16 protein-coding genes and 1 pseudogene are annotated in these 19030 nt (G+C 60.6%); 10 read left to right on the plus strand and 7 right to left on the minus strand.

Annotation, left to right across the window (positions count from 1 at the left end):
* Positions 1-3: 3 nt before the first annotated feature.
* A complete protein-coding gene (locus JSS95_15115; protein MBS1801142.1) occupies positions 4-1449 on the minus strand; it encodes a sodium:solute symporter family protein in 1446 nt (481 codons plus the stop codon).
* A 168-nt stretch (positions 1450-1617) separates the two neighbouring features.
* On the opposite strand from JSS95_15115, the gene JSS95_15120 reads away from it, so the two are divergent.
* Positions 1618-2472, plus strand: a complete 855-nt coding sequence (locus JSS95_15120; GenBank protein MBS1801143.1) for an MBL fold metallo-hydrolase — start codon at positions 1618-1620, stop codon at positions 2470-2472.
* A 5-nt stretch (positions 2473-2477) separates the two neighbouring features.
* On the opposite strand, the gene JSS95_15125 is transcribed toward JSS95_15120, so the two are convergent.
* From JSS95_15125 to JSS95_15140, 4 genes are all read right to left on the minus strand, one after another.
* On the minus strand, positions 2478-3854 hold the full coding sequence (locus tag JSS95_15125) for an NAD(P)/FAD-dependent oxidoreductase (GenBank protein ID MBS1801144.1): 1377 nt from the start codon (positions 3852-3854) through the stop codon (positions 2478-2480).
* Between the two features lie 96 nt (positions 3855-3950).
* Positions 3951-6860, minus strand: a complete 2910-nt coding sequence (locus tag JSS95_15130) for a hypothetical protein (GenBank protein ID MBS1801145.1) — start codon at positions 6858-6860, stop codon at positions 3951-3953.
* Positions 6857-7480, minus strand: a complete 624-nt coding sequence (locus JSS95_15135; GenBank protein MBS1801146.1) for a hypothetical protein — start codon at positions 7478-7480, stop codon at positions 6857-6859. The genes JSS95_15130 and JSS95_15135 overlap by 4 nt, the downstream gene beginning before the upstream one ends.
* Before the next feature lie 113 nt (positions 7481-7593).
* Positions 7594-7794: an allantoinase gene (locus JSS95_15140; GenBank protein MBS1801147.1), complete on the minus strand. Its 201-nt coding sequence runs from the start codon at positions 7792-7794 to the stop codon at positions 7594-7596.
* 94 nt (positions 7795-7888) lie between these two features.
* Here JSS95_15140 and trxB point away from each other — a divergent pair, with 94 nt between their 5' ends.
* A complete protein-coding gene (gene trxB, locus JSS95_15145) occupies positions 7889-8842 on the plus strand; it encodes a thioredoxin-disulfide reductase (protein ID MBS1801148.1) in 954 nt (317 codons plus the stop codon).
* A gap of 60 nt (positions 8843-8902) precedes the next feature.
* Positions 8903-9665, plus strand: a pseudogene (locus tag JSS95_15150) (AAA family ATPase).
* On the opposite strand, the gene JSS95_15155 reads toward JSS95_15150, so the two are convergent.
* The gene (locus JSS95_15155) at positions 9662-9991 is read right to left on the minus strand and encodes a DMT family protein (GenBank protein MBS1801149.1); all 330 of its coding nucleotides are present in this window, start codon (positions 9989-9991) and stop codon (positions 9662-9664) included. The pseudogene JSS95_15150 and the gene JSS95_15155 overlap by 4 nt on opposite strands.
* Before the next feature lie 56 nt (positions 9992-10047).
* Between JSS95_15155 and JSS95_15160 the strand changes: the two genes are divergently transcribed.
* Positions 10048-10743, plus strand: a complete 696-nt coding sequence (locus JSS95_15160) for a YggS family pyridoxal phosphate-dependent enzyme (protein MBS1801150.1) — start codon at positions 10048-10050, stop codon at positions 10741-10743.
* A complete protein-coding gene (locus JSS95_15165) occupies positions 10740-11051 on the plus strand; it encodes a YggU family protein (GenBank protein ID MBS1801151.1) in 312 nt (103 codons plus the stop codon). The genes JSS95_15160 and JSS95_15165 overlap by 4 nt, the downstream gene beginning before the upstream one ends.
* A 3-nt stretch (positions 11052-11054) precedes the next feature.
* Here the strand turns inward: JSS95_15165 and JSS95_15170 are convergent, their stop codons facing one another.
* Positions 11055-12317: a glycoside hydrolase family 28 protein gene (locus JSS95_15170; protein ID MBS1801152.1), complete on the minus strand. Its 1263-nt coding sequence runs from the start codon at positions 12315-12317 to the stop codon at positions 11055-11057.
* 106 nt (positions 12318-12423) lie between these two features.
* Here JSS95_15170 and JSS95_15175 point away from each other — a divergent pair, with 106 nt between their 5' ends.
* The 5 genes from JSS95_15175 (at position 12424) to JSS95_15195 (ending at position 18965) form a co-directional block, all read left to right on the plus strand.
* The gene (locus tag JSS95_15175) at positions 12424-14250 is read left to right on the plus strand and encodes a M2 family metallopeptidase (protein MBS1801153.1); all 1827 of its coding nucleotides are present in this window, start codon (positions 12424-12426) and stop codon (positions 14248-14250) included.
* Positions 14251-14291: 41 nt separating this feature from the next.
* Entirely contained in the window at positions 14292-14891 is a 600-nt protein-coding gene (locus JSS95_15180) for a glycerol-3-phosphate responsive antiterminator (GenBank protein ID MBS1801154.1), read from the plus strand.
* 266 nt (positions 14892-15157) lie between these two features.
* Positions 15158-16660, plus strand: coding sequence for a glycerol kinase GlpK (gene glpK, locus JSS95_15185; GenBank protein ID MBS1801155.1), 1503 nt, complete (start codon positions 15158-15160; stop codon positions 16658-16660).
* On the plus strand, positions 16600-18216 hold the full coding sequence (locus JSS95_15190) for a glycerol-3-phosphate dehydrogenase/oxidase (protein MBS1801156.1): 1617 nt from the start codon (positions 16600-16602) through the stop codon (positions 18214-18216). The genes glpK and JSS95_15190 overlap by 61 nt, the downstream gene beginning before the upstream one ends.
* Before the next feature lie 5 nt (positions 18217-18221).
* Positions 18222-18965 (plus strand): aquaporin family protein, encoded by a 744-nt coding sequence (locus JSS95_15195; GenBank protein MBS1801157.1) that lies wholly within the window; start codon positions 18222-18224, stop codon positions 18963-18965.
* Positions 18966-19030 lie beyond the last annotated feature (65 nt).

Raw genomic sequence — 19030 nt, forward strand, 5'->3', positions numbered from 1 at the left:
CGCCTACACGCTTCCCGGTTCGTCCAGCGTTGCCCGGTCTGGAGATGCGGTAAACAGGCTTACCGTTATCAGGCAGACCAATGAAACCAGCAGGGCCGGAAAGATTGCATCCCTTTGTCCGATCATCCCCGGAAGATGAGGAGCAACCGTCTCCCACGAGACGGTCACCACCGTTCCCACCGCAATACTCGCTACCGCTGCCGCCGCCGTCGCCCTGCGCCAGAAGAACGCAGCCAGAATCACCGGCGTCAGGGCAGCCGAATAGATGGTGTAGGCGTAAAGCGCCTTCTTAAGCACCGACTCGGTCCCCAGCGACTGGAACAACGACCACAAGCCCAGCAGAACGACCATCAGCCTTCCAACGATCAGCACCTTCTTATTCGAGGCCTCAGGCTGCATGTAACGGACATAAATGTCGTTGACCAGGTTGGTTGCCGGTGAAAACAGCCAGTTGTTCGCCGTAGAGATGATCTTGGCAAAGATGGCCCCCATCAACAGGGCACCCAGCAACCGTAGCGGGGCTGAAGCATCGCCGAAGCCGTGCAGACCACAGTAGGCGAGAATCTCGCGCGGGGCCTTGCTCACCTCTCCTGTCGGGAACAACGCCGAACCCGTAACCGCAATCGCGACGATCACCGTCTCAAGAAGAATTGTCCCGATAATCCAGCCCACCACTGCCCGGCGCGCATCCTTCTCCGACTTTGCGGAAAAGAACTTCTGATACATCGACTGGTTGCCCAGAAGAAGAAGGCAGGTAGGCAGAAACAGCTCCAGGCACTGGATAAGGCTCAGGTCGTCAAAGACGGTGAAGTGCGATGCCGGAAGCGCAGCGTGGACTGCCTGCCACCCTCCCGCACGATGCACCAGAACAGGCAGTGCGAGGCACATCGTCACCGTAGCCAGCAGGCCAATAAAGAGGTCCATGTAAGCGACCGAGGACATGCCGGCAATCGCCGTAAAGATGATGACGAAGGCCGCAATAATGTATCGGCCTAGGATCGGCGTCACGAAGTCCGGAAAGATGAGGTGCAGGATGTCGCCGCCGCCGATGAACTGGTAGCTTGTGATGGCGGTGTAGGTAAGCAGAATGGCAATCACTCCCAGAACGCGCGCCGTCTGGTTGTAGCGTGCCTCCAGAAGATCCGGGATAGTGTACTGCGCAAACTTCCTCGCACGAGGAGCGATGAAGTAGATCAGCAGCAGCCCCGCCCAGCCTCCTGCCGCCTGCCAAAGCGCCACAAAACCATGCTTGTACGCATTTTCCGCGCCGCCAAGCAGCGAGCCTGACCCTATCCACGAGGACAGCAGCGTGAAGACCAGCACAAAGGCAGGCAGTGTCCGTCCAGCCACCAGATAATCCGCCTTCGTCTTTACCTTGCCCAGCCGGGCAAGCGATACCGTCAGCAGGATAAGAACGATCGCAGCAATAACAGCAGTGTAAAGATTCATGGGCGCTGAAAGATTGTAGCCTGACCATCGCTGGAGAGGCCTGTCCATTCTTAGCCCGAGACACCTGCCAGAAGCCGCCGGGCCGCCGCAAGCATCTAACGGGATGTGCGGGGAATTGAAGACAGCGTCCGGCGCGTCTGGCGCAAAAGGCCATTTGCAGTAACCAAGATGGGACAGCTCTGGCGGCTGGTGCGCGAGAGCCACGAGCAGCCCTTGCAGGGGCGATCGCGTGCCCCAGAGATGGTAGCCCCCACCGAGCTGGGTGTTACCTTCATCGGCCACTCCTCCTTCTTCCTCCAGATCGGCGGCCGCAACGTATTGATCGATCCGGTCTTCTCCCGCAGACTCATTCTGCTGCGACGCCAGCGCCACCCCGGCTCCCTACCTGAGCAACTGCCGCCTATCGACCTTGTGCTCGTCACCCATGCGCACATGGACCACCTCGATATTGCATCGCTGCGTCGCATCGCGCGTTCCACACGGCGCAGACGAGGCATCGCCCCTGAGATCGTGGTACCAAATGGAGTCGAGGATCTAGTTGCCTCCCTCGGCTTTCGCCGCGTCCACACCCTCGCATGGTGGCAGCAGGAAGAGATCGCCGGGTTGCAGCTCGCCATGACGCCATGCCGCCATTGGGGCGCGCGCCTGTTCAACGACACGCATCGCGGCTATGGCGGATATGTCATCTCGTCGGGCGATCATTCCGTCTATCACTCCGGCGACACCGCCTGGTTCGACGGCTTTGCCGAAATTGGCAACAGGTTCCACCCGAAGGTGGCCCTGCTGCCCATCGGGGCCTACTTTCCAGACAGTTATCGCGCCGTCCACGTCAGCCCGGAAGAAGCTGTTCGCGCCTTTGTCGATAGTGGCGCGCAACGGATGGTCCCCATGCACTTTGGCACCTTTCGCCTGGGCCGGGAGCCGATGGATGAGCCCGTCGCAAGGCTGCACGCCGAAGCCACGGGTCTAGGTATCGACGACCGCATCCGCGTATTGGTCGAAGGAGAGACGCTACGGCTGTAAGGCCTCTATCCCTTTTCCATAGGGGTTTCGACCGGGTCGATCACAGCATCGGTATGTTGCGCGGCGTACTCGGCATCCCAGCCGGGCAACACCACCGAACCTGTAATAAGCCGCGCTCCATCGGAGAAGGTCAGGTAGGTCCATGCCCATTGCCGGAAGACCGCGATGCGGTTGCGGAAGCCGATCAAAAAGAAGATATGGACGAAGAGCCACGTCAGCCAGGCCGGCAACCCGCTCCAATGTCCCTTGAAGGGCCACTTGATGTTAGCGACTGCTGCCTTACGGCCGATAGTGGCCATGTCTCCTTTATCGAAATAGTGAAACGGCTCGTTGAGACCCGTGCCATCGCTTCCCAGCCCTACGCCGATCAGCCTGCCGATCCGTTTAGCTGCATACGTTCCCATCTGCATGGCAGGCTGGGCGACTCCAGGGATCGGGCGGCCGTTTTCTTCGACGTGAGCAAGGTCGCCGCAGACAAATATCTCGGGATGCCCCGGAGGATTGAGAAACTGATCGACCAGCACGCATCCGCGCTTATCCAGCGGCACGCCGAGCATCTTGCCCAGAGGAGACGCCTGCACTCCAGCAGCCCACAACGTAACCGCAGAGTCCAGCCGCTCGTCTCCGATCATCACGTAGCCCGGCTGGATGTCCGTGACGCGAGCGCCTGTACGTACCGCCACGCCGATATTCGCCAACTGCTCGACCGCCTTCTGCTGCAAGTCGGGAGGATAGGCAGCCAGCACATTCGGAGACCCCTCAAGGATCAGCACATGCGCAGTGGCCGGGTTGATATGCCGGAAGTCGCGCGCCATATACAGTCGCGCGATATCGCTGATCGCACCCGCAAGCTCGACTCCCGTGGGGCCGCCGCCGACGATGACGAAGTTCAGGGGAGGATGAGAGCCGTCTTCCTGCATCTGCCGTTCCGCCAGCTCAAACGCCAGCAGCACGCGACGACGTATCTCCGTGGCATCTTCAACCGTCTTCAGTCCGGGAGCGAGCGGCGCCCAGTCGTCACGGCCAAAGTAAGAGTGCGTGGAGCCGGTGCCAAGAACCAAGAAGTCATACTCCAGCACAGCGCCAGTCTTGAGATGAATGCGCTTCTGAGGCAAGTCGAAGCCGACCACCTCATCCATCAGCACCTCGATGTTGCGATAGTCGCGCAGGATGCTGCGAATAGGCTGCGCAATCTCCGCCGGAGACAGAACGGCGAGGGCAACCTGATAGAGCAGCGGCTGAAAGGTGTGGTGGTTCCTGCGATCGATCAGGGTGATGTCGACGGGAAACCTGGCAAGACCAAGCGCGGCGTTCATTCCGGCAAAGCCTCCACCAACGACAATCACTCGTTTCCGCACACTTCCATTTGGCACAGTTACCATCGCCCGCTCCTGTTCGTCATCATTTTGATGCTCTCGAGCGCCATCCGGTCACCAACATCGATAGGCGGCCTGCATCACACGATAGCAGTCGCGCCGTTATGGAAGCCGCTCCACCGCCAGTGAGGCGAATCCCTGCGTTCCCGATGCAGCAACGATATTGGAGACTACGGGCTGTCCGGCAACGTCCAACGGAATCACCGTTACGGTGCCGTCGATGGCCGAGATCAGCGTCGTACTCGATCTGCCATAGACCGGAGCGACAGGACAACGGCCTGTGTTCGAACACGGATCGAACCATGGCTCCAATGTCTGGTGGATATCGACAGGCGCTCCAGCAACAGGATGCCCAACTGGGTCGACGACCCGAAACACAATCGGAGCCAGTGCATTTCCCGCTGCCACCGACTGTCCTGAGCCGCTTACAACCTGAAGACCCCACTGATCGGGTGCAACCCCATGAGCGCTGAAGCCGGCACAAACAGAGCTCCACGCACAGGCAGTTATAGAAGCGGTTGCAGTTGCGCCGAGCGGCCCCACGCCCGCAACCGTCTGCGCCAGCCCGTCCGCATCAACAACAGCCGACACAGTGGAGAGGACGATGCCGCCCGTGTTTGCAGACCACTGCACGGGCACGCCTGCGACCGGCGCTCCGTTGTCCGCCGCCAGCGCCTGGAGCGGCCAGTCGACATGTCCGCCAGCCGCAACGTAAAGGTCTGCATTGAGCGCGATGAGCGACTGGGCCCGGGTCAACGCAGTAAAACTGGATGAAACCGTGCCGCCCGCGCCGCTACTGGCCAAAAAAGTCACGACCCCAGCAACGAGCGGGGTGACCGTAGTCGAAATCTTTCCCTGGGCATCGGTCAAGAGCGTGCAGGAGCCTGCTCCACAGGTATCGAAGCGGGCCTGCCCTGTCACAAGCGACAAGTTGACAACCGCGCCTGCGATAGGAGTTACACCGTCGCCCTGCAACAATTGAACGGCAAGTGGCACACTTGCCGGAGAGCCGGTGATGGCCGGTCCGGACGGTGAAGACAGGAGCACCAATGCGGGCTGAGGCGCTGCATAGTTCAGGGCGCCGGTCATCGTCGTCGTCGCTCCACTCACCAGGTCGCACACCGTGACGTCTGCAGAAACCGCGGTAGAGGCGTTAAGCGAAGGCACAACAGCTGTTATCGTATTCGCCGTCCAGCCTGTGACAGTGGCTGCAACGCCGTTGATCAGGACCGTATTGCCGGGCCGAAAACCCATGCCAGTAATCGTCACCGCACCGCCAAAAGAAGGCACGTTCGCCGGCGCGATCGAATCCGCATACAGGATGCGCGCCCGATACGCATAGTCAGGACGGCCATCGCCGCGCTGATCGGCAATTGCCATGCGCAGTGACGACGGCGTTCCCGCACCGGGCTGTGCACTCAGCGTCGTCATGCCGTTAATGGAGCTATTGAACGCCGTAGCTGCCGCAGCGATAGAGGGTTGCACGCCGACAGCATCCGACGAGTTCCAGAGACCAATGACAGGGAGCGCCTTGGAGGCAGTCGTCTGCCCGAGTTCATCCTCGGCCGTCACCTCAACCGTGAAGCTCCGCTTCGGCTTGACCGTGAACTGCGTCCAGGCGCTATGACCGTAGGAGCAGAGATTGCCCGCCCACCACCCCGTGGCAGGGGCAGGAGCGGGCGACAACTCGGTACCATCTGCCGAAGTATTGCAGGGGCCAGCCGCATCGCCGATTGCATTGGTGTACTGATAGACCCCGAGCGGGCCCATCACGTAACCAGTCTGCGTATTCGTGCTCCCGGACGGCAGAACGGCATTTGCCTCGTACGGACCAACCGCATAGGCCCCGATGTAAAGCGGATTGATGGGCTGAGTCGAAATCACCAGGTTTTGCCATCCCTCCCAGTCGTAGAGCGGAACGCGGGCGATATTGAATACACCTTCCAATGATGGATCGACCGATCCCATTCCACCCGCCGGAGAAGCCGGAAGATGCAGCGAGACAGGATTGGCGTTGTTACGCCGAAAGAGATAGCCCGTAACTCCCGATACCGACTCCCAGTCTTCGGGATAGGACCAGAACGCTTCCAGCCGGTGCACAACCACATTCACGCCCTGCATCCCCTGTCCGTTGGGAAACGTGATCGTTCCCCGTACCTGCGTGGCGCGCGCCAGCGTCGTCGTCTTGCCCGGCGGCACAGTCCAACCCGCGGGATATAAGAGGCCGAGGCCTGAGATGTCGTCATCGCGAAGCGTAAAAGGATTGGGCATGCACTGGTAGGTATATGGTCCGCAGATCACATCGATGGGGTGCATGACAGGCCAGTACAGGGCCTGCTGATAAGTCGGCCGCGGACTTCCAGTAAATACGTTGTCGTTTGTCTGCGACCATCCCAGCCCCAGAACCCGTCCGAAGGCGCGCATGAGCTGATACCGAATCTGTAGCTGCTGCTCTGGTGCAGGTCCAGTGCAGCGGCCGTTCAACACAAGCACCGCATGCTGAATGTAGCCGCTGCTCCTGAATGAGTCGACGCTTTCCGTAACAGCGTTCTGCCTGCACCCGGACGGACTGCTTGCCCCGGCGCCGAGCAGCATATCCGTGACGGAGCCATCGCTGTCGTAGATGACCGCGATCTGCTTAGCCAGGTAGTTTGACGCCTGCACATCCAGGGGAAATACGATTCCGGTTGTGCTCGGATAGGTGTTCGACGAGCTTACGTGCTCACTAAGCGTGCCGCCGTAGGTCAATGTCAGACGCGAGGTCTGGACGTTCCATACTCCAGCCGCGGCCTGCACAATGGCATCGGCGGCAGCATGATTGACATACGGGCTGAGATCCCCTGCGTCGGTGAAATACTGCGGGCTGTCCGTGTACCAGGCGATGGGGTATCCGGGAGGATAGAAGTAAGGCGCACCCGTAACCCAGCGTGGTCCGCTGGCGCGAGCGTTGGTAGCTGCCGCAAAACACAACGCACCCAGCAGACAGAAGCGCAGCGCTCTGCGCGCCCTCATGGCCTGGCCTGCTGCCACGAACGCAGCATCTGCACAACGACCGACACCGGCGCCTGCTGCGCTGCGGTCGAGACATCTGCGGCGGACGGCTGCTGGCTTGTTCCTGTCACGACCGGCAAGCTCTGGTAGGCCACTCTGCGCTCAAGGCGAGTGCCTACCCATCGCAGGTCGGCTATGAGTGGAGTCGAACCCGTCGAGGCCGATGTAGCCTGCGGCGCGCTGGCCGTCGCTCGAAGGGGTATTGCGCCGTCGGTCCCTCCTACAGGCGAACTCATGCCGCCAGCACCCGGAGCGTGCAGCAGCATCAGTAGCCGCTGCCCCACGCGGTAGCGTGTGTCATTTGCAGCCCACAGCCCCACCCACTCGCGCAAGGTATATGTGCCTCCCGCTGAGCAGCTGCGAATCGCCTCGTCGACGCGAAAGTCGATCTCGACAACTCCCGACGCGCCGTTCTCACCCGCCCGCTGACGGATCGCGGTGACCTCTCCGGTGAAGATCACGCCTGCCGCGTCCGACATCTGACGCAACGCATCTTCAATGGTCTGCGGCGTGGGTGCGGTGTCCTGCGCGGACAAGGCCGACGGCAGCCCCAACGCCAGCAGCAAGGCTGCGTAGGCCACAAGAGTCGTCCTGGATCGCCGGATCACACTCTCCTCTTCGGCAGAAGTGTGACCTGAAATGAGGCATCAGTGTCTGGTTTTCACGTTTCCCGATAAAAGACAGGCCGCCTCGGCTAAATCTCAGGGTAGAAGTCGAAGAAGGCGTCGAGGCTCATCTTGAGCTGCGCCTCGATCTGCTCGCGGCTGCCTTCGAGCACGTGCATCGTCACCTGCGCCTGATTCCCATTCTTCAGCTCAATCGGAGCGTCGCCCACCCGAGCGATCTCGTCGGCCGGGAGCAGCCTCATTCCGTAGACCAGCGTTAGATTTGCCATATTTCGATTGTAGATGGACGCCTGAAGGCGGACAGACGCCGGAGGGCTTTGCATCCTTTTCCTCCGTCCCGCATTTACACTAGTGGAAGTCCATATGAGTGAAAACACGACGCGCGATACAGTCATCCTCGGCTCCGGATGCTCCGGGCTCACTGCTGCCATCTACACCGCACGGGCGAACCTGAAGCCCCTGGTGCTGGAAGGCCACGAACCCGGCGGCCAGCTCTCGATCACCACCCTGGTCGAAAACTTCCCCGGCTGGCCTGAGGGCATCCAAGGCCCCGAGCTGATCGAGAACATGAAGAAGCAGGCCATGCGCTTCGGCGCTGAGCTGAAGATGGCCCACCTGAACTCCATCGATCTCACCAAACGGCCCTTCGCCCTGAACATCGGCAAGGAGACGATTCATACCCATACGCTGATCATCGCTTCGGGTGCAAGCGCACGCTGGCTGAATATACCCAGCGAACAGGCGCTGATCGGCCACGGCGTCAGCTCGTGCGCGACCTGCGACGGCTTCTTCTTCTCCGGCAAGGAGATCGCCGTCATCGGCGGCGGCGACTCGGCCATGGAAGAAGCTCTCTTCCTCACGCGCTTCGCCACCAAGGTCACGCTGATCAACCGCAGCGAACACTTCCGCGCCTCGAAGATCATGCTCGATCGCGCCGTGGCTCACCCACAGATCAAGTTCCTGAGCAGCACCGTGGTGGAAGAGGTGCTGGGCGTAGAAGAAAAGGACGTCAAGGGTCTGCGCCTGAAGAACCGCGTCTCGGGCGAGGAATCCGTTCTCCCCGTCTCGGCGATGTTCCTCGGCATCGGCCACGAGCCCAACGCCAAGGCCTTCACCGGCCTGCTCGACCTCGACGACGATGGCTACATCAAGACCACGAACAACGTCTTCACCACGCTCAACGGCGAGATTATCCCCGGCGTCTTCGCCTGCGGAGACATCCAGGACCGCCGCTACCGCCAGGCCATCACCGCAGCAGGATCAGGCTGCATGGCCGCGCTTGAGGTGGAGAAGTATCTGGAAGAACACGGGCGATAAGAGACTCTTCATTGCGATATTCTCAGGCCAGCCGATATTCCTCGGCTGGCCTGAGTTTCTATGCTCAAGAAGATTACCCTGCTGAAAGACCGCGTCGAAGATTGGACGGCATACCCGTTCTCCGTCCCAACCATCGCTGCGCTCACCGAGGTTGACATTTGCTCTCGCGTCCTCTTCTTCGCAGGAGAAAACGGCACCGGCAAATCCACTCTGCTCGAAGCCATCGCCGCCCACTATGGCTTCGGGCCGGAAGGCGGAAACCGAAATCTCCAACACGACACTACAGAACACAATCACTCGACCGATCCTCTCGTACGAGCTCTGAGATTGTCTTTTGACCGGAGGACCAGAGCTGGATTCTTTTTGCGGGCAGAAAGTTTCTTCAATACTGCGTCGCATATAGATGAGTTAGACAAAGAGGCATTTGGTCCACCTATCCTTCCCTACTACGGAGGCATCAGTCTTCATCAGCGCTCACACGGCGAAACCTTCTTCACGCTTCTTACTCACAAAATTCCGCCGCGACGGGCTGTTTCTCCTCAACGAGCCCGAAGCCGCTCTCTCCCCGCAGCGTCAGCTCGCTTTCCTTGTCCTGATGCACGATACCCTTCGCCTATACAAAGACGCGCAGTTCATCATCTCGACCCACTCGCCCGTTTTGCTCGGCTATCCCGGCGCCCAAATCCTATCCTTCGACAGCAGCCCGATTCAGCAGATCGACTACGAGGACACCGCACCGCTCCAAATCGTTCGCTACTTCGTCAACAATCGCGTTGAATACCTCAAAGACCTCCTGCAGGAGACTCCATCGCTGTTCGACTAAAACTTGTGAAACATAAAAAACGCCCCGCCAACAAGGCAACAGAACGCCACCGCGTGGTTCCAGTGCAGCTTGTCACCAAAATAGAAGGTTGAGAACACGCCGAAGACGGTGAGCGTGATCACCTCCTGAATCACCTTCAACTGGTCCGGCGTAAACGTCCGCGCGCCGATGCGGTTGGCCGGGACCTGAAGGCAGTACTCAAAGAACGCAATGCCCCAACTCACTAGGATCACCTTCCACAGCGAGACCTCCTTGTACTTTAAGTGCCCATACCAGGCAAAGGTCATAAAGATATTCGAGCCGATGAGCAGAAGGATGGTCCGCATGTTCCTGTCGTTCTCCGTGAAATGGAATCGCCGCAGCAAGTAAGATGCAACTAGAGATGAGCATCGCAGAAAACATTGCACGACTGAAAGATGAGATCGTTCGCGCCTGTGCAAAAGCAGGCCGTGATGCAGGTGAGGTCGAGCTGATGGCGGTCAGCAAAGTCCACCCGGTTGAGGCGATCCTCGAAGCCTATGCCGCCGGCCAGCGCCTCTTCGGCGAGAACCGTGTGCAGGAGTTTCAGGAAAAATCCCCACGTATCGCGGGACTCGAAGGCGCGAGGTTCCACCTGATCGGGCCGTTACAGTCGAATAAAACGAACAAGGCAGCCGAACTGTTCGACGCTATCGACGCCGTCGACTCGTTGAAGATCGCACAGCGGCTGGATAACGCCGCAAAACTACTCAACAAGAAGCTGCCCATCCTGATCGAAGTGAAGCTAAGCCACGAGGAGTCGAAGCACGGTATCGCAACCGCCGAGCTGCCTGCCCTGCTCGACGCCATCGCTCCCCTCGAATCCGTGGAAGCAGTCGGCCTGATGACCGTACCGCCATGGTCGGAGGACGCCGAGACCGCGCGGCCCTACTTCCGCGAGCTGCGGCACCTGCGTGATGAAGCGCGCAAGCAACACCCTGCACTTACACAACTCTCGATGGGAATGTCGAACGACTTCGCCGTCGCCATCGAAGAAGGCAGCACCTGTGTGCGCGTGGGAACAGCCATCTTCGGGAAGCGAATCTATCCGGCTTCATGAGCGATGCGGTCCAGTTCGCGTTCGATACACCTGATGGCTGCACACTCAGTGTGCGAGTGCACCCCGGAGCAAAGCGCAACGCCGTAACCGGTCTTCACGCTGGCGCAGTAAAGATCGCCCTGACTGCACCGCCCGTCGATGGCAAAGCGAACGAAGCGTTGATCGCGTTTGTGGCTGAGCAGCTTCGGCTCCCGCGTTCAAAGGTAGCTCTGGTTGCAGGCGCAACCAGCAGAAGTAAGACCCTGCGCATTACAGGGAAAAGCGCGGCCGAGGTACATGCCGCGCTCTCTCCGGATCAAGACGCCTGATCGTTATTTGATGTTGACCTTCGCATTCGGTGCAACCTTCATCGCCTCTCCCTTGGCGACGATCAGATGCACATCTGACCCCGTAACCTCGGCATAAGCTACCGTCATACCAGTCTCAGCGACAATGTTGACGTTCTTCAGCACGAGGTTCTTCACCGGCGACTCCGGCAGACCAACGATGATGCCCGCATTTCCGCTCTTGACCGCCTTTACGTTCTCAATCGTGATGTCGTGGAAGAACGGCGTCAGACGCGTGATCGGCGCTGAGGCCACCTCACCCTCAGGCAGCGCCTTCGGGTAATACTCACTGATTAGAATTGGGTTCTTTACATCTTCCATGGTGATGTCTTTGAAGGAGATGTGGTAGACCTGATTGCCGCGGTCGCGGTTCGCCTTGATGCGGATGCCCTGATCTGTGCCCTTGAAGTGGATACGCTCGGCGTGAATGGTATTGGCGCCACCCGCGATCTCGGAGCCGATCGAAAGCCCGTGACCATGCATGAACTCGCAGTCGGTGATGGTGATGTTGCGACTCGGCTCATCCGGCCCGGGCGAGTTGATGATGCCGCTCTTGATGGCAATGTTGTCGTCGCCCACGTCGGCGTATACATGGTCGATCACCATGTTCGACGAGCTGAACGGATCGATCGCGTCCGTGTTCGGCGAGTGCTGCGGCGCCAGGATGCGCACGTTCCTGATGACCATCTGGTCGGTGTAGTACGGCACCACCTGCCAGCTCGGCGAGTTCTGAATGGTGACGCCCTCGATCTTCACGCGCTTGCAGTGATCGAAGACGACAAGACGCGGGCGGAAGGTGACCTCGCCGACGATGCCTGCCCCCTTCGTCCTGCGCGCCTCCTCCCACCAACTCTCGCCGTTGCCGTCGATGGTGCCGCTGCCGGTGATGGCAATGTCCTCGGCGTTCTTTGCACTGACCAGCGATTGCGTTCCCGGCGCCTTGAACTCTGTGATCGCAGGATAGTCCGCGTGGTCCGGCGAACCCAACAGCGTCGTGCCCTTGTCGATGTCCAGCGTCACCTGGCTGCGAAGCACGATCGGCCCGGAGACGAACGTCCCTCCCGAAAGCTTCACCGTCCCGCCGCCCGCCCCCGAGCACGCATCGATCGCCGCCTGGATGGCCTTCGTATTCTTCGTAACGCCGTCGGCCCTGGCTCCGTAGGCCTTTGCGTCGCAGACCTTCGCGCTGGCCGGCAACGCCGCCATTAAAAGCATGGCTGCGAGCGATAGAGCGATGCGGTTCGTCATAAACTTCCTCTTTCTGAAAGACTCAGCGTGAATCTTACATCAAATTGGTCAGACCACATATTCTAATCAGCGACCAGCGCAAACCCCTTCCGATACACTTGCCCGCATGAAGCTCAAGCTTGCCGCCTCCATACTCCTCCTCAGCTGCATTGCCTGTGCGCACTCCAACGCTCCAACTGTAGATGAGGCACACGCCTTTCTCGACAAAGCCAACGCCGAGTTGCTGGCCCTCTCCAACGAAGCGCAACGAGCACAGTGGGTGCAGGAGACCTACATCACGGATGACACCGAGGCCCTCGCCGCCAAGGCTAACGAGCGATACCTCACCCGGCAGAACGAGCTCGTCATCGCCGCGCGCCGCTTCAAGGATCTCCGGCTCCCTCCCGATCTCGCCCGCCAGTTCAAGCTGCTGAATCTCAACGGCTCACCCACCGACCCGAAGCTCGTCGCCGAGCTCACACAGATCAACACCGCGCTCGATGGCATGTACGGCAAGGGCAAGTACTGCCCGCCCGGCAAAACAGGCGACGCATGCCTCGGCATCGAGCAGATCGACGTGCTCATGGCAAAGTCCCGCAATCCCAAAGAACTTGAAAGCATGTGGGAGGGCTGGCATCGCATCGCCCCGCCCATGCGCGACAAGTACGCGCGACTGGTCGAGCTCTCCAACCGCGGCGCGAAGGAGTTCGGCTTCGAGGACACAGGCGACCTCTGGCGCTCCGGCTACGACATGACGCCCGAGCAGTTCTCCGCCGAACTCGAACGAACATGGACGCAGCTCGAGCCGCTCTACAGGGAGCTTCACGCCTACGTGCGCTTTAAGCTCATCCAGAAATACGGCGCAGCGGCAGACCGGCCCGACGGTATGATTCCCGCATACCTGCTGGGAAATATGTGGGCGCAGGAATGGGGCAACATCTACGACATCGTCGCGCCCAAGTCGACCTACAAGATGTACGACCTCGAAGGCGCGCTGAAGAAGCAGATCGGTCCCGTCTCAGAGCTTGAGGCCGGCAAAAAAATGGCCCGCTACGGCGAAGGCTTCTTCACCTCGCTGGGTTTCGAGCCGCTGCCGGCAACTTTCTGGGAGCGCTCGCAGTTCATCAAGCCGCGCGACCGCGACGTCGTCTGCCACGCCAGCGCGTGGGACGTCGACAACGACCAGGATCTTCGCATCAAGATGTGCATCAAGGTCGACGCCGACGACTTCACCACCGTGCATCACGAAGAGGGTCACAACTTCTACCAGCGCGCCTACCGCAAGCAGCCCTTCCTCTTCCGCAACGGAGCGAACGACGGCTTCCACGAGGCCATCGGCGACTCCATCGCGCTCTCCATCACGCCCGATTACCTGAAGAAGCTCAAGCTCATCGACGAAGCGCCTCCGGTTGAGGCGGACATTCCGCTCCAGCTTCGCTCCGCGCTCGACAAGATTGCATTCCTTCCTTTCGGCCTGCTTGTCGACAAGTGGCGCTGGCAGGTCTTCAGCGGAGAGACCAAACCCGCGGACTATAACAAGGCCTGGTGGGCGCTGCGCGAAAAGTATCAGGGCGTCGCTCCACCGACGCCACGCGACGAAGCAAACTTCGATCCCGGCGCGAAATATCACATCCCCGCGAACGTCCCCTATGCGCGTTACTTCCTCGCGCGCATCTACCAGTTCCAGTTCTACAAGGCGATGTGCGATGCCTCCGGCTATAAGGGGCCGCTGAACCGCTGCGACTTCTACGGCTCCAAGGAAGCGGGCGCGAAGCTGAACGCGATGCTCGAGGCCGGGCAATCGAAGCCGTGGCAGGAGACGCTGAAGGCGATGACCGGCGATGACCACCTCGACGCCGGGCCGATGCTCGAATATTTCGATCCGCTGTACAAATGGTTGAAGCAGCAAAATGCGGCCAACCACGTGAAGACGGGATGGACCGCGGCTCCCTGAGGACCACGCTGCAAAATAGGCAAAATAGATCGTGAGGAAGATTGGAAAAGAAAGCAACGAAACCTCTGCGCGACAAGGAAGCCTGGGACGAGGCGCTGAAAGACTCGTCGATCATTGCCGCCGTCCGTAGCGAGGAGAACCTGGAGAGCGCCCTGTCGTCGCCCGTGCGCCTGCTCTATCTGCTCTTCGGGAACCCGATGAACCTGGCACAGATGATCTCGACAGCCCGTGCGCGGGGAAAGCTGGTCCTGGTGAATGCCGATCTACTGCAAGGCTTCTCGCGCGATGCCTTCGCGGTGGAGTACCTGGCGCACTGCGGCGTCTCCGGCATCATCTCCACGCACCACGGGACATTGCAGGCCGGCCGCGCACAGGGGCTGATCACGGTACTGCGTACCTTCATGATCGACTCCGCCGCAGTTGAAGGAGGACGAAGGTTTCTTGCGAACTTTCAGCCCGATGCCGTTGAACTGTTGCCCGCCGTCGCAGCGCCGTTGGTCATCGATCGCATCCGGGGATCGCATCCTTCGCTAAAAGTTATTGCAGGTGGATTGATCAACGACTTGATGCAGGTCGAGAAACTGGTTCAGGCGGGAGTCGACGCCGTGTCGCTCAGCCGCCCCGATCTCTGGGTCCTTTGAGTGAAAACGCATCCGCCGCGCATGTGGTCATGGTTGACAAGATAATTCGATCTTGCTACTTTCCAATCGAGCGGCATTATCCAAGAGAAGAGCCGTCCCCAGTCCAAAGAAATTTGCAACTGCTCTCTCTAATGAGAGCCTTGTTGAATTTTGCGCTCTGGGGACGGCTTTTCTGCGTCTTCTGAGCGATTAAGTTCATGAGATGCCTATTGTTCTTGAGGTAAAGTGGCTCGTGGTTTCACTGTCAAGAAGGAGAGATATCTCTAGTGGCGAAGCGATATATTCTGGCACTCGACCAGGGCACGACTAGCTCGCGCGCGATGGTCGTCGATGAGACAGGCGCGGTTATCTCGATTGCGCAGCATCCCTTCAAACAGATCTTTCCAAAGCCGGGATGGGTGGAGCACTCGCCCACCGAGATATGGTCGTCGCAGAGCGGCGTGGCCACCGAGGCGCTGGCAAAGGCAAACCTCACCGATCGCGACATCGCCGCCATCGGCATCACCAACCAGCGCGAGACGACCGTGGTGTGGAACCGCGAGACCGGAGAGCCCGTTTACAACGCCATCGTGTGGCAGGACCGCCGCACGGCCGAGTTCTGCGACAGGCTTCGCGCACAGGCAGGCGAGGCGATCCAGCAGAAGACGGGCCTCATCCCCGACGCCTACTTCTCCGGCAGTAAGGTCAACTGGATTCTCGCCAACGTCGAAGGGGCACGCGCGAAGGCAGAGGCGGGCAAGCTCGCCTTTGGAACCGTCGATAGCTGGCTGATCTGGAAGCTGACCAGCGGCGCGCGCCATGTGACGGACGCGACCAACGCATCGCGAACGATGCTCTTCAACATTCACACGATGGACTGGGACGACGAACTTCTGAAGCTGCTCGGCGTGCCGCGCTCCATGCTGCCGGAGGTCGTCGCTTCGAGCGGCGCCTGCGCTACAACGACCGGCCTGATCGCGGGCGTTCCAGTTGCTGGAATCGCGGGAGATCAGCAGGCTGCACTCTTTGGGCAGATGTGCACCTCGGCGGGCATGGCCAAGTGCACCTACGGGACTGGCGCTTTTATGTTGTTGAACACCGGAACTACACCCATGGCCTCAAAGAACCGACTGCTGACGACCGTCGCATGGAAGATCGGCGGCACGGTCGAGTACGCGCTTGAGGGCAGTATGTTGATGGCGGGCGCGGTGGTGCAATGGCTGCGCGATGAGTTGCAGATCGTCCGTACCGCAGCCGAGATCGAGCAGCTTGCGGCTACCGTGAAAGACTCGAACGGCGTCGTGCTGGTGCCTGCGTTCGCCGGTCTGGGCGCTCCGCACTGGGACCCTTACGCACGAGGATCGTTGCTGGGACTTACGCGCGGAAGCTCGCGGGCCCACATCGCCCGCGCCGCGCTCGAGGGCATTGCGTTGCAGGCGACCGACGTGCTCGAGGCCATGCAGGCAGACTCTGGCCTGCCGCTGGCGCAGCTTCGTGTCGACGGCGGCGCGGCCGCCAACAATCTGCTGATGCAGATTCAGTCGGACGTGCTGGGCATCGAGGTCGTACGGCCAAAGAACGCGGAGGCCACCGTGCTCGGCGCGGCGTATCTTGCGGGGCTCGCGGTCGGCTACTGGCCTGACAAGGATACGATTGCGCGGCAGTGGCAGATGGACCGCGTCTTCAAGCCTGCCATGAAAGCGGGCGATCGCGAGCGAGTCCGCGCAACATGGCGCAGAGCGCTCGAACGAGCGCAGGACTGGGCGCGAGAAGAGGAGAAGGCGGTTTGAGCGAGCGCGCGAAGATTCTCGCCCGGCTGGGTGAGCAGGCCGAATGGGACGTCCTGGTGATCGGCGGCGGCGCAACCGGTCTGGGTGCAGCGGTGGAGGCTGCGTCGCGCGGCTACAGGACGGCGCTGATCGAGCGCGCCGACTTCGCCAAGGGGACCTCGAGCCGCAGCACCAAGCTGGTGCACGGCGGCGTGCGGTATCTCGAGCAGATGAACATCACGCTGGTGCTGGACGCGCTGCAGGAGCGCGGCCACATGCTGGCGAACGCTCCGCACCTCGTCCACAATCTCTCCTTCGTGGTGCCGGTCTTCGACCTGCTGGGCCTGCCGTACTACGGCTTCGGGCTGAAGGTGTACGAGCTGCTCTCGGGCAGGCTCTCATTCGGCGCTTCAAAGATGCTCTCGCGTGAGAAAACACTGGCGATGCTGCCGGGAGTGATCTCCAGCGGACTACGCGGCGGCGTGCTCTATCACGACGGCCAGTTCGACGATTCGCGCTACGCCGTCTCACTGATGCGAACCTTCGAGAGCATGGGCGGCGTTGCGATCAACTACGTCGAAGCGACAGGGCTGATCGAACGAAGCGGCAAGACCGCCGGCGTGCACGCACGAGATGTTGAGAGCGGCACACTCTTCGATCTGCGTGCGAAGGTGACGATCAATGCGACGGGCGTCTTCACGGAGAAGATTCTCGCGATGGATAACGACAAGGAGACACTGCTTTCTGTGAGCCAGGGCTCTCATTTCGTTCTGCCGCGCGATTTTCTGCCAGGCGACCACGCGATGATGATTCCGAAGACCTCGGACGGTCGCGTGCTATTTGCCATCCCGTGGCACGGCGCGACCGTGGTGGGGACAACGGACGAAGCCGTGGAGACGCCTTCGGTCGAGCCGCACGCGATGGCCAAGGAAAAGAGCTTCCTGATGGACCACATCGGCAAGTATCTCGGACGCCGCCCGAAGACAGAAGAGATTCAGAGCATGTGGTCGGGGCTGCGGCCGCTGGTTCGCAAGGGTGGCAGCGCGACCTCGAAGCTCTCGCGCGACCACACCATCGTCATCTCGCCGACGGGGCTGGTTACAGTCACCGGAGGCAAGTGGACGACGTATCGCCGCATGGGCGAAGACGCCATCAACCGCGCGGCCGATGTGGCAGGGCTACCGAAGGAACCTTCGCGCACGCGGTCGCTGCATCTGCATGGCTGGACGCAGGAGGTCGCCGAGGTCGAGTCGGAGCGTGTCTATGGCTCCGACCTTCCGGAGATCGTCGCTTTGTCGGACCGAGACCCTTCGCTGAATGCCCTGCTGCATCCGCGGCTGCCTTACCGGATGCGCGAGGTGGTGTGGGCCGCGCGGCACGAGATGGCGCGCACAGTTGAGGATGTGCTGGCGCGGAGGACACGCGCTCTGTTTCTGGATGCCCGGGCAGCGATGGAAGCTGCTCCAGCCGTAGCTGATATTCTGGCCCGCGAGCTTGGACGCAGCGAGGATTGGAAGGCGCGGGATCTTGAATCGTTCCGTACAGTCGCGCGCGGTTATGTCTATGAAGGTGAGTGAGGTCTATGGATAGTTCGTCACTGTCTCCTGCAATTGGAGAGTTCGTTGGAACGTTTGTCCTGATACTGCTGGGCAACGGCGTCGTTGCCGGCGCCCTGTTGAAACGCTCGAAGGCTGAGAACGCCGGCTGGATCTCGATCACAGCCGCCTGGGGCATTGCGGTATTTGCCGGCGTTGCGGTGAGCGCCGCGCTGGGCGATTCAGACGGACATCTGAACCCCGCGTTTACAGTCGCGTCGGTCATGATGACCGGCCACGCTGAACGGCTGTGGACATATATTCCAGCGCAGATTCTTGGTGCCCTCTGCGGCGGCATCGCCGTCTGGCTGCACTACAAGCCGCACTGGGAACTGACGGAAGACAAAGGTGCGAAGCAGGCCTGCTTCTGCACCGCGCCAGCCGTCGACAAACCATTCTGGAACCTGCTGAGCGAGATCATCGGCACGTTTTTGCTGGTACTGATCGCCACAGCGTTGTTCTCAAAACGCATCGCTCCGGCGGGAGTGGCTCCCGGGCTGGGCCCGATCCTGGTAGGCGCGCTGGTCTGGGGTATCGGCCTCTCGCTCGGAGGAACGACCGGCTATGCAATCAACCCTGCTCGTGACCTGGGGCCACGGCTGGCACACTCGATACTGCCGGTTGCGGGCAAGGGCGACTCGGGCTGGAAGTATGCCTGGGTTCCTGTCCTCGGGCCTGTGATCGGCGCGGCACTCGCGGTGGCTATCATTCGCGGACTGGGGATGCTGTAGGGCTTGTGCCCGAATGAGCACTGCGTGCGCTCCTGGCTTCCCTCAGTCTGGCGTGTTTCGGCGCG

The organism is Acidobacteriota bacterium (genome assembly GCA_018268895.1).
In the GTDB taxonomy this organism is placed as follows: domain Bacteria; phylum Acidobacteriota; class Terriglobia; order Terriglobales; family Acidobacteriaceae; genus Edaphobacter.

Coding starts and splice junctions, on each gene's coding strand:
- JSS95_15175 (MBS1801153.1), top strand. CDS start 12,424: ATGAAGCTCAAGCTTGCCGCCTCCATACTCCTCCTCAGCTGCATTGCC.
- JSS95_15160 (MBS1801150.1), top strand. CDS start 10,048: ATGAGCATCGCAGAAAACATTGCACGACTGAAAGATGAGATCGTTCGC.
- JSS95_15155 (MBS1801149.1), bottom strand. CDS start 9,991: ATGCGGACCATCCTTCTGCTCATCGGCTCGAATATCTTTATGACCTTT.
- trxB (MBS1801148.1), top strand. CDS start 7,889: ATGAGTGAAAACACGACGCGCGATACAGTCATCCTCGGCTCCGGATGC.
- JSS95_15195 (MBS1801157.1), top strand. CDS start 18,222: ATGGATAGTTCGTCACTGTCTCCTGCAATTGGAGAGTTCGTTGGAACG.
- JSS95_15120 (MBS1801143.1), top strand. CDS start 1,618: ATGGGACAGCTCTGGCGGCTGGTGCGCGAGAGCCACGAGCAGCCCTTG.
- JSS95_15115 (MBS1801142.1), bottom strand. CDS start 1,449: ATGAATCTTTACACTGCTGTTATTGCTGCGATCGTTCTTATCCTGCTG.
- JSS95_15190 (MBS1801156.1), top strand. CDS start 16,600: ATGGCGCAGAGCGCTCGAACGAGCGCAGGACTGGGCGCGAGAAGAGGA.
- JSS95_15165 (MBS1801151.1), top strand. CDS start 10,740: ATGAGCGATGCGGTCCAGTTCGCGTTCGATACACCTGATGGCTGCACA.
- JSS95_15140 (MBS1801147.1), bottom strand. CDS start 7,794: ATGGCAAATCTAACGCTGGTCTACGGAATGAGGCTGCTCCCGGCCGAC.
- JSS95_15125 (MBS1801144.1), bottom strand. CDS start 3,854: ATGGTAACTGTGCCAAATGGAAGTGTGCGGAAACGAGTGATTGTCGTT.
- JSS95_15130 (MBS1801145.1), bottom strand. CDS start 6,860: ATGAGGGCGCGCAGAGCGCTGCGCTTCTGTCTGCTGGGTGCGTTGTGT.
- JSS95_15170 (MBS1801152.1), bottom strand. CDS start 12,317: ATGACGAACCGCATCGCTCTATCGCTCGCAGCCATGCTTTTAATGGCG.